Here is a 10,616-nt window from a genome sequence, read left to right on the forward strand (position 1 = left end):
CGCAGTCACCTGGTCGCGATCCGGGCGACGAAGATCTCCGCCCAGGATCCGCCGTCGATCTGGTGGCCGGGCGAACGTTGAAGGGTTTGGTTTCTAGCGGGGCGGGTAAGCGCGTGACGAGGGAAACGTTTCGGACCATTGGTCTATTGTTATTGTGCGTAGCTCTCATGTGCATTGGGGGCTACGAACTGTATGGCTGGTATCAGACTGGCCAACTCGCGATGCATGCGGGCTTATATCGTCCATTGTCTTACGCTGCCGAACCGGGGCGGTTTGTATGGGAATTTGGGACGTATGTCGGGATGCTTTTCGTTGGCCTGCTTGGGATAGTGGGATGCTTCTATTTTCGGTTATGGCGCTAATGGCACCACCGCCTATCTCCATGATCAGCTCAGCAAGTTCCTGATGTGCAATCTGTATTCGATCACCACGAACCAGGAAGCGATCCGCGCGCTGTTCCGCGTCGTCAATCGCTATGTCGGCAACCTGCCGCCAATGCCGGGCGTCTTCCCGGACTATCCGGCGCCCGTGGTCCGCAACGGCGCCGACGGCCGCGAACTTGCACTGATGCGTTGGGGAATGCCGCCACCGCCGCGGACCGGCGGGCCGCCGGTGACGAATATCCGCAACACCAGCTCGCCGCACTGGCGCGGCTGGCTAAAGCCGGAGAACCGGTGCCTGGTCCCCTTCAACAGCTTCGCCGAATACGCGCCGGAACCAAACCCGGCGACGAAGAAAAAGGACGTGGTCTGGTTCGCGCTGAACAACGAGCGACCACTTACAGCCTTCGCCGGGATCTGGACCGAGTTCAAGGGCGACCGCGGCACCAAGTCGAAGCCGATCCCTGGCCCTCACCTCGTCTATGGCTTCCTGACCACCGAGGCGAACGCCGTCGTCAAACCGATCCATGACAAGGCCATGCCGGTCATCCTCACGACGGACGAGGAGCGCGACGTCTGGCTGCGCGCGCCATGGGATGAGGCCAAGGCGCTGCAGCGGCCGCTGCCCGACGATGCCCTGCAGATCGTCATGCGCGGCCCCGACAAGGAGGACAAACTCGCAGCATGAAATACGTCGCACCCAACCCCTATGCCGATCCGGAGAAGGCCGCCTGCCGATTATTGGAACTCGCGCACGCCGTCGAGCCCGTCCAGGACGGCCGCATCCACATCGAGAAGATTAACTAGCCGTTCCTCTTTCAGGACAAGGCGAAACCCGCTGAATACGGTGCTGGCATCAGGTTCGCGCTCGAGCGCGGCTGGCTGTGGATGCACGAGAGCGGCACCTACGTGAAGATCACCCCGGAAAGGCGCCGAGCTGCACGTTAGCTCTCAACTCCATCACCAGGACCCGGGCGCCTGCACGGAGGAACATCGAGCGTCCTCCTGCGATTGAATCCGTATAACCTGACACAGGAGGCTTCAAATGGCAGCAGAGTCTCGCGAGACAGTCAATCTAATCGGGAGCGACAAGGTCGAAGGTACGGCAGTTTACGGCGCGGAGAATAAAAAGATCGGGACTATCGAACGCGTGATGATCGACAAAGTTAGCGGCAATGTCTCTTACGCTGTCCTGAGCTTTGGTGGCTTCCTCGGCATCGGCGATGATCACTATCCGCTGCCGTGGCAATCGTTGAAATACGACACGAGCCTGGGTGGCTACGTGACTGGGATCAGCGAGGACCAGCTCCGCGGAGCCCCCAAGTATCGTGATGAGAGTGGGTGGAACTGGAGTGATCCGGCTGCTGGACGCCTGGTGAAAGAATATTATGGTGTTTCTGTCGTTTAACAGGCGCGACCGGCCGACCTATGGAAGTTGGCCGGTCACATTATCCGGCGCCTTTAGGTCCCCGTTACCATCGTCGCGACATCTCACCTAGAATCGACTATCCCGGACGCTCGCGTTCCTTGGGGCCATCATCTTTTTTTCGGACGACATCCTCGTCGTTCGTGCTGGGGCGCGGAGGCGACTTGGGCATGCCCGCCTGGCCACCGTGCTTGCCGCCTCGGTCTTGGATCCCTTCCAGGTCATTTTCCTTGGGCAAGAGTCCATCTCCTCTTATGCTCCTCTTATGCGCTGCTAACGCGCGAGCCGTCGCTCCACTTTCCGTCGGCTATTGCCGACCTTCTTCACTGCTCTCTTGACCGCGGACGCCGATCGGCCCGTCTTTTTCGACTCGTAGCTGACCTCGTACCGCTGGCCGCCGGCTACTCGGGCCCGATCCTGCTTTCGGGCGCGTGATGACTGCTTCTTTGCTTTCTTTGCCATGGGTTTCTCCATTTACCCTTCCCGCAACGCAGATCGATTCATGAAAGTTCCACCTGTTGGCCGGTGTCGGGAACGATTCGGCTCGGCCGGATTCGAATCTTCGGCATGACGGGATCTTTCGGGCGAAGCGTTGTTATGTGTGCTGTTGCATTGCGTTCAGTTGGATCTGGTCTGGCTCACATCAACGGAGCGCGGAAGGCACCCAAGCCGAACTTCATCAACCCGTGCGATCCGACCCTGCGCAACCAGCCACCGGACGGTCGCGGTTGGGTTTATGAAATCAAGGCGGACGGATACCGCGCGCAGCTTCATCTCGACGGCCGCGAGATCACCGTCTATTCCCGGACAGGCTACAATTGGACCGAGCAATTCTCCTCTATCGCCGCGGCGGCGCGGAAACTGAAGGCAAAGACCGCGGTCATCGATGGAGAGGCTGTCGTCTACGGCAGCCAAGGCCTTCCCGATTTTCAACAACTGCGTCGCGAGCTTGGGCCGCAGAAGAGCAATCGCATTCGCTTTCATGCGTTCGATCTCCTGTATCTAGACGGGTACGACCTGCGGAACGCCACCTATTCCGATCGCAAACGGCTTCTGCAGGAATTGCTGAGCGACGCGCCCGAGACGTTCATCTTTGTCGAGCATATTGACGCCGACGGCGAAGAGATCTTCCGCAAGGGCTGTAAAATGGGCCTCGAAGGTCTCGTTGCGAAGCGGCTCGACGCTCCTTACCGTTCCGGGCGGCAAGAAAGCTGGATTAAGCTGAAGTGTAAGAAGACCGAGACGTTCCCCATCGTCGCGTTCGTCGAAAAACTAGGGGCAAGCCCGCGCAAGATCGCATCAATGTACGTGGGCCGCCATGAAGACGGTCAACTCGTTTATGCTGGCAAGGTTCGCACGGGATACACGGAGGCAACCGCACGTGACCTGCGCGAGCGCCTGGATCCTCTCATACGAAGGACGAGCCCGCTAACCATTCCAATCAACAAGCCGAAGGCAACCTGGGTAGAACCGGAGGTCAATGCGGAAATAGAATACGCATCGCTGACGGACGATGGGTTGCTCCGCGAAGCAGTATTCAAGGGACTCCGCGAGGACCTGGATGTGCCAAAGGTCAAAGCGCCGCGCCTTACACCCTCCTGTCGACGCGCGAGTCTTGGCGTCCCCCACGAAAACATCCTTCAGTTGCTCCCTGACGCGGTGGTGCCCTCAAGGGAGGAACTGGCCGGTTATTGGAAGCGCGTTTGGAAAACGGCGCTCCCGCACCTTGGATATCGTCCTCTCAAGATCGTTCGCCATGTGCATGGCACCACCTTCTACCACAAGGGGCCTCTGCCTCAGGACATTCCGACCTCAGTGCACCAACTTCGGATCGAGAAGCGCGAGGGCGGCCAAGGAACGCGCCTATGGGTCGATAGTCTTGATGGCTTCCTCGGCCTGCTTGAGATCGGCGCGGTCGAGCTGCATCCGTGGAATGCCAAGGTGAACGACTTCGAGCATGCCGACCGGATCGTGATCGACCTCGACCCTGGCGAGGATGTCGGCTGGGAAGCAGTAGTCGAAGCGGCGCTTCGAATGCGCGACCTCATGAAGGCAAATGGCCTTTCCACCTGGCCCAAGCTGACGGGCGGTAAAGGCGTCCACCTGATGGCATCGCTCGAAGATCCGATGACACACGATAAAGCGCACACCATGGCGCGGCGTCTGGTCTCTGAACTCGCGGCTCAGTTTCCGGACCGCTACATCCTGTCGGCAACAGCGCGCCGACGCGGCCGGATATTTCTCGACTACTTGCGTAACGGGCGCGGCACGACGGCGATCGGCACCTATTCGCCCCGCGCCCGGCCAGGTTTCCCGATCGCAGCGCCGGTCAGATGGGCTCGGCTCGAAACAGGCATCCATCCAGATGCATTCACGATGCAACATCCATTTCGAGCCCGGACGGATCGCGCAAGACGTGGCGAAGCTCCAAGCATAAAGCCCCGCAAAGGACGATAAAGACTGAGGATGCTGTCGGTGGTATCGCGATCGTCAGTGCGCTAGTGCCGTGACCGACCTGCCCCGACCGAGAACTCCTAAGGTGTGTTGGCTCACCGGAAAGGCCGCGCAGTTTGGGCCCACTCTGCCCATGCGGCTGTAAACCCGACGGCGAAGGAACACCCTTACCGCGCGGGCCGTTGTAACCATTGGATTAAGCTGAAGAACCGGAACTCCGAGCTTTGAGCGAGTGAAGGATCCATGCTCATGATTAAGGACGCATTCGAACAATTCTGGGCATGGGCAAGCAAGCCTCCGGAAAGCGATCTGTCTATTCCAGCTTCGATCTATAACCCCGTCATGCAGCTTTCCGCGGAGGACCAACAAGACCGCGCAAAGGTCAACTTGGCCGTAGCCAGGTGGAACGAACGCCACGCCGGCAGGAAAGCCGACATCTATGATGGCGCCGAATGGACCGTCGCGGCCGTCGATGATCTTAGAGCCTCGCTGGAACACGGCAGCACGATTGAAGAGGCGGCCGGATTCCTCTTCCGTTCCGGCAGCGTCGACGATGTCGCGAGGAAGGCTGCAGAACTGGGATTACCGATCAGATGGCGTGGATGATGCATATGGCGCAAAACTGCACCACGCGCGTTTCAGGCCGAGGTGATTAATCGCGGCTGTAGCGCTGGCGAAATCGCGTGTCTTGAATGCGGCGGGGACCGGCGACTGTGGCAAGTTCGCTCCGGAAGAAGTCGGACCCGATTTCGCCTGCATCGACGGCAAGGGCACGGGACGAATGCTAGTGAGCATTTGACAAGCTCAATGCGAGCCGAAGCGGACGCCGCCGTAAGGCGCACGGGCGTCTATCCTCACTCGGCTAAGCCGCGTTTCAACGGTCGTGGAGACCGCTAAGAGCAATGGCAACTTCAAGCTAAACTATGGACGATCGAGCGTTTCTCTAATAGCTCGACGCACCTAAGCGACACATGCCCCCCCCGACAGCGCAAGGGACATGGTGTCCGATGGCGGTCTGCTGAACCGCTATGCGCCGCCGCTCACCCGAGAGGATTGCTTTAGGGTTTCTTCTGGTGATAATTGATCCGAGTTTCGGTCGGGGGGCTGGATGTTTTTTGTCGGTTCCGACAGCAATCGTGATTGCTGCACTGCTTCTATTAGCTGGTCCGCGGGGAATGCCTACAGCGCCTTCCAGGCCGGCTACGGTCGTTACACCACGTCGTCTAGCCGCACCTTCTATAGCCCGACTGCCACAGCCATTGCCGGGGGCAATGCTGCAGCGCAGGGCGAGGCCATGACCGCGGCCACCATCGAGACGAGCCAGCGCAGCATAGCCCAACTCGAGCGGGCGGTTATCAAGGATAGCACTCTGATGCCTGGAGAGTGGTGCGAGGGCCAGTTGCCTCTCGCCAACCAGGGCAGCCGACCGAAAACTTGCAGCATCGTCGTTACAGCAGGCAGCGAGCGCCGCGTGATCGATGTCTCGCAGATCCCTGCGGGTGCCTGAAAATTGGCTAAGATTGTCGTTCTTTTTCCTTCATACCGGCCAACAGCCATCTTCCTTGCATTGCTGCAGTCGCTTCGGCGGTTGGACGCCTCAACACCGATTGTAATTGTCGATGACGGAAGCGGCCCGCGACATGCGGACGTCTTTGAAAGCCTCAAGAGCTTGCCAGGCGTGACGCTGCTTCGCAATGCAGTCAACCTCGGCAAGGGCGCCGCGCTGAAGCATGGCATGAACCATATCCTGGTGGAGCATCCAGACTGCGTTGGCATCGTCACGGCAGACGCCGACGGACAACACTCTGCCAACGACATCGTCCGCCTTCGGAACGAGCTGTGCCGGCAGCCCGATCACGTCATGCTCGGCTGCCGCGCCTTTGGCAAGGGTGTCCCGTTCCGGAGCCGGTTCGGCAATCTCGTTTCCCGCTACGCGTATCGACTGCTCCTTGGGCTCAACCTTTCGGACACCCAGACCGGTCTGCGAGGCATTCCACGCAGGCTGATGGCTGCGAGCCTTGGGATTCGTGCAAACCGCTACGAATACGAGACCGAGCAGTTGGTCGTCGCAAAGCAGGAGAACCTTGCAATGCGCGAAATACCGATTCAGACGATCTATATCGATGACAATCGCGCCTCACATTTCAATCCGTTCCTGGACTCCTTTCGAATCTATTTCGTTCTTCTCCGCTACGCGATCTCGAGCATCGCCACAGCAGCCGCGGACTTCATCGCGTTCTATGTGCTCACAAACAGCAATGTGCCAGTGCTAACCGCAAACATGGGCGCCCGGGGCTTTGCACTCTGGATGCAGTTCCTGCTGCTGAAGAAGTACGTATTCAAAAGCAAGGCGGGGTTCGCCACTTTTGCTGCTTATGTCGCATACGTATTCTTCTCGGGCTACATCTCGTCGGTTGCGCAGGTCCAGTTCGCTGCCCACATGGTGCCATCACCTCTCCTGGCCAAGGTGGTCGTCGAGCTGATCATTTGGATCTTCAATTTCATGTTCCTTCGAGACATCATCTTCCGCAGATGGAGCGAGGTTTGAAGCCCACCCACACAGACTGGAACAGCTACTACGCGAAGCCGTACAAGGCGGCGTCGCTGACCCGCAGATACACAGCTTCAGTGCTGGTGAACCAGATCCGAGGACAAGGCGGATTAGGAGCCAAGATTCTCGAATTGGGCGGCGCCAACAGCTGCTTCATCGACAAGATCCTGACGGAGGTAGGCCCCGCCCGCTATGACGTGATCGACAGCAACCGCCTCGGGCTCGACTTGCTCAAGTCACGTTATCCCAACGATGCGCGCGTGACCGTGCAGCAAGACGACGTCCTCACGGCTTCCCCCGCAGAATGCACCTACGATATTGTCTTCAGCGTCGGATTGGTCGAGCACTTCAGCCCTGAGGGCACGGCTCGCGCCATCCAGGCGCATTTCAAATACCTGCGCGCAGGCGGGACCGCGATCATCACGTTTCCCACCCCCACATGGCTTTACCGAAGCGTTCGCGCGTTGGCCGAGGCGACAGATAATTGGATCTTTCACGACGAGCGGCCGCTGCAGTTGCAGGAATTCCAGCAGGCCGTCGCGAGTATGGGCCAGATCGAATCCGCCCGAATCTTGTGGCCCCTCGTTCTTACTCAATACTGTGTGGTGACACGCAAACGCTAAAGCCTAGTCGGAGGCTCGCTCAAGCACCAGAAATCCTGGCCCGCTCATCTCACTTACCTTGCGGTAGGCCGCCGAGTTCTCTGCCGCTCGTATGAACTCCAATATGGTGGGATGAGTCGCCCCCGGCGGAAAGATAATGACCTTACACGGATCTGACCTGTTGAAACGCTCGACGAGGCCCGCGGTCAACGGCTCTGGATAATGGAAGAATTGGATTTGCTCCCGATATGGACTAAACGCTGAAATCGTTCGAACATAGGCATCTGATTCAAAGACAATGCACCCGCGGCTTAGCAGTTCGCCGATCTTCTGATTAACCGCGATGCCTCCGCCGCCTCGCAATTGATCGGTGGCGAATCTCTCCTTTAGCCTGAAATCGTCCAGCGCCAACGGCAGGGTCAAGCCAATTGACAGGACTGCCAGCCCGACGAGCACGGCAGCGTCCGGCACCGCCCATTGGCGTGATGGCCGCGCATCTACTACCCTCAACTTGCGCGTCACGGCATAGACCGCAATGAACGCACTGACCAGGAAGAAACCGAGCACATTGCGCAAATCGTAGCTCGCGGTATTCGCCCAAACCCCGATTCCGATAAGCAGAGGCAGAATGAACCACCGGACCTGCGGCAGGAACGGACACAACACGACGCCCGCAGCAATCAGCACACGGAATGCGACAGTGAAGTTTGTGTTGAACAGGTCGATCGCGCGTGAGAGCCGGTCAGAGAGTTCCGCAACCGGATAGTTAGGCATCGCGCGCACCGTCAGGTGCGAATAGCTGATCGCGTAAGCCGCGGCGAAGGCAACCACGAGCCCGATGGCGGCGGCGATCGTCCTGGTCCGCTTGACGGGGCTCGGATATTTAATTGCCTCCTTGCAGATCGCCGCCAGGACGGTCACAGCGAACAATCCGTACAGCGGCTTGATGGAGGCAGCCATCAACAACATGCAAAGCGAAAGCAGATTGTTTCTCGGCTGATCGTCATCGGTTTGAGAGTTGGGGCCAGTGGCGACGAACAATAGGATACCGCAGAAACAAAACATCACTGCCACCCAATCAGGCCAGCCTTCCTGGAGCGTCTCCCTCAACCAAGGCCGCCGGATCTCGGCAATGAACCAGGCATACGTCGCGAGCGCCGCTGCCGGAAGCCACGCAGAGGCGCGGCTCAATATCCCCGTCGTCAGAACGAGCGGCGCAATGATCAGAACGATGAAAATGTAATACGGAAAATACTGCACATCGGAGCCGGTGAAGATGTACGCCACGGCCCACAAAGTGGGGATCAAATGCGGATAACCATAGGAGGCCGTCGGGAAGCCGCCTTTCGCCCAAATCAGCGACCATACATCCCAGCTGACGGACACATCGCTGCCGCGGAATACGTGCGGAACACCATATTTCCAGATATTAATGTAGGTGATAGCCAGGACAACAATGCTGCTCAGAAGCCATCCCGCTTCGAGTCGCGCGATCGCCGCTACGCCCGGGGATGGCGGCGAGGTCCGGAGATGACGCAGCGTCGTGTAAAGCAGGATGCCCGCCGTCGCGGCGGCAAATATACGATACGTCAGAAGCGGATTCAGGTTCAATTGAGCAATAAGGCTCACCGCAAAGTAGTTCGTCGTCAGACTAGCCAGGAACACGGCCAGCCATCTCCGTGAAAAATCCGTCAGGGCGGAATTGAGAACAATCACAGCCCCAGGGAGAATGAAGACAAACAGCAACGCGGCCAAGCCGTTCAAATAAATGGGCGCAGCCTCGACCAAGCCAACCATAAGGTGCGAGAATCCCTAGAAACGTTGAAGATGCATCGACTTATCGCACGCTGCGCTCGCGACAGCAATTCGCGGCAGCACGCTGCGCTCAGCTTAATCTGGCGGTCCGGGCGATGTCAGACCGCCCGTCCGGCGCGCTTCAGTTCATTATGGCACGGTAGTGCGCTATCCGGGGCCTGCACCGCAATTCAATTGCTGGATCTAGCGAAGAACCATACGTGACAAGGTCAATTCTGCTGAAATCCATCGCCGGTGCGCGCTGTGGCAGCCGAAGCTGCTTGGTGTGTTGGAATGGTTCACTCAAGCCACTTGGGCGAAACATCCCTCCCCTGAGCTGCGAGTTCGGCCTCGGCGCTGTCGATCTCGGCTTGGTTGCGCTCGATGCAAACAGCGGCAGGTAGTCCTTACCGCCGAAGAACAGGACCGGTTCTTGCTCGTCCTGGGTCAACATGGAGAGATCGTTATATGATCGCTCTTGCGTCTCCTCTTGTACGGGTCTGCCTGCGCCGTGAAGGTGATGTCGTAAGAAGGCGTGAGGAACGTCGCGGCGATAAGCTCCCACTCCGGCCGATAGAATATACAGCTTCTCCGTTCCCACCTTTTCCGCGACTCTACGGTACGCTTCATTCTGGTAGAGCTCGAATGCAGGCAGCAGCCCGAGCGGCTTGCCCGCACCTTTGTTGTACGCGACAGGTTCGTCTCGCCACGATTTTCCGCTCTCGGTGATCTCATCAGGCCTCGCATAGAGCAGACCGTCTTGGGTCGGCGCTGCAGAAGGATCGACGACTGGCGTCGGCGCGCCAGGACGACTTGCCGGGGCTGTCGGGGGCTATCCGCAGGCTGGTGGAGTTGGGATTACGGGCCAAGCCAAAAACGTGAGCCTAGCCGGGCGAGGACGACACCCCTACCCTCCCACGAGACGGGACGCCTCGCCGCGTCCAGGAGGGATGTGGGCTTATGGCAGCAGCGAAACGCATCGTCACGATAGAAAGGCTTTCCGTCGAGGCGGGTGATTACCGCGACTACCGTCCTATAGAGATCAAGGGGAAACTCTTGCTTCCCGTTAACACCAAGGCGACTTCAGTGCAGGCCCTTCTCCATCCAACGGTCAAGCCCGACTGGAAGAAGGCCAAGAGTGTTGGTGGCGTTCTCTATCGCGGAAAACACTATACGGCGTATCTTGACGTGGCGCCCGATGCTATCTCGCCATTACTGCAAATGCCGATCGCGAGAAAATATAGATATCTAACAATGCGGGTTCTGAAGAGTGGTACTGGAAGGGCACAAGTTGAAAACTACAAACTTTCCGCCGCTGTGGACGACGATGCGCTGAAATGGACCCCGATTGTGGGACCACGTGCTTAGTTGGAAGGGGCTGCTCCGTTTGATAGACGGAGCGCATGATG

General features: G+C 58.6%; 11 protein-coding genes. 9 read left to right on the top strand and 2 right to left on the bottom strand.

What is annotated here, in order from left to right; genetic code table 11:
• Nucleotides 1–405 precede the first annotated feature (405 nt).
• From AC5ZG5_RS44740 to AC5ZG5_RS44750, 3 genes are all read left to right on the top strand, one after another.
• Nucleotides 406–1,068: an SOS response-associated peptidase gene (locus AC5ZG5_RS44740; RefSeq protein ID WP_456647016.1), complete on the top strand. Its 663-nt coding sequence runs from the start codon at nt 406–408 to the stop codon at nt 1,066–1,068.
• Nucleotides 1,065–1,187 carry a hypothetical protein gene (locus AC5ZG5_RS44745; protein ID WP_456647015.1) on the top strand — a complete coding sequence of 41 codons (123 nt, stop codon included), beginning with the start codon at nt 1,065–1,067 and terminating at the stop codon, nt 1,185–1,187. The genes AC5ZG5_RS44740 and AC5ZG5_RS44745 overlap by 4 nt, the downstream gene beginning before the upstream one ends.
• A gap of 238 nt (nt 1,188–1,425) precedes the next feature.
• On the top strand, nt 1,426–1,788 hold the full coding sequence (locus AC5ZG5_RS44750) for a PRC-barrel domain-containing protein (protein ID WP_456647014.1): 363 nt from the start codon (nt 1,426–1,428) through the stop codon (nt 1,786–1,788).
• 291 nt (nt 1,789–2,079) lie between these two features.
• Here the strand turns inward: AC5ZG5_RS44750 and AC5ZG5_RS44755 are convergent, their stop codons facing one another.
• Complete coding sequence (locus tag AC5ZG5_RS44755; RefSeq protein ID WP_456647013.1) at nt 2,080–2,268, bottom strand: DUF3606 domain-containing protein; 189 nt, start codon at nt 2,266–2,268, stop codon at nt 2,080–2,082.
• Between the two features lie 135 nt (nt 2,269–2,403).
• Here AC5ZG5_RS44755 and ligD point away from each other — a divergent pair, with 135 nt between their 5' ends.
• The 5 genes from ligD to AC5ZG5_RS44780 all read left to right on the top strand — a co-directional run bounded on the left by ligD (nt 2,404) and on the right by AC5ZG5_RS44780 (nt 7,434).
• Entirely contained in the window at nt 2,404–4,263 is a 1,860-nt protein-coding gene (ligD, locus tag AC5ZG5_RS44760) for a DNA ligase D (protein ID WP_456647012.1), read from the top strand.
• A gap of 246 nt (nt 4,264–4,509) precedes the next feature.
• On the top strand, nt 4,510–4,866 hold the full coding sequence (locus AC5ZG5_RS44765; RefSeq protein ID WP_456647011.1) for a hypothetical protein: 357 nt from the start codon (nt 4,510–4,512) through the stop codon (nt 4,864–4,866).
• A gap of 502 nt (nt 4,867–5,368) precedes the next feature.
• Nucleotides 5,369–5,767: a hypothetical protein gene (locus tag AC5ZG5_RS44770; RefSeq protein WP_456647010.1), complete on the top strand. Its 399-nt coding sequence runs from the start codon at nt 5,369–5,371 to the stop codon at nt 5,765–5,767.
• A 3-nt stretch (nt 5,768–5,770) separates the two neighbouring features.
• Nucleotides 5,771–6,808 (top strand): glycosyltransferase, encoded by a 1,038-nt coding sequence (locus tag AC5ZG5_RS44775; protein WP_456647009.1) that lies wholly within the window; start codon nt 5,771–5,773, stop codon nt 6,806–6,808.
• Nucleotides 6,805–7,434, top strand: coding sequence for a class I SAM-dependent methyltransferase (locus tag AC5ZG5_RS44780; protein ID WP_456647008.1), 630 nt, complete (start codon nt 6,805–6,807; stop codon nt 7,432–7,434). Before AC5ZG5_RS44775 ends, AC5ZG5_RS44780 begins: the two co-directional genes overlap by 4 nt.
• A gap of 3 nt (nt 7,435–7,437) precedes the next feature.
• On the opposite strand, the gene AC5ZG5_RS44785 is transcribed toward AC5ZG5_RS44780, so the two are convergent.
• Nucleotides 7,438–9,210 carry a hypothetical protein gene (locus tag AC5ZG5_RS44785; protein WP_456647007.1) on the bottom strand — a complete coding sequence of 591 codons (1,773 nt, stop codon included), beginning with the start codon at nt 9,208–9,210 and terminating at the stop codon, nt 7,438–7,440.
• A 957-nt stretch (nt 9,211–10,167) separates the two neighbouring features.
• On the opposite strand from AC5ZG5_RS44785, the gene AC5ZG5_RS44790 reads away from it, so the two are divergent.
• Complete coding sequence (locus AC5ZG5_RS44790; protein WP_456647006.1) at nt 10,168–10,575, top strand: hypothetical protein; 408 nt, start codon at nt 10,168–10,170, stop codon at nt 10,573–10,575.
• The last annotated feature ends 41 nt before the right edge of the window (nt 10,576–10,616 follow it).

This window comes from Bradyrhizobium sp. Ses1 (assembly GCF_059512365.1).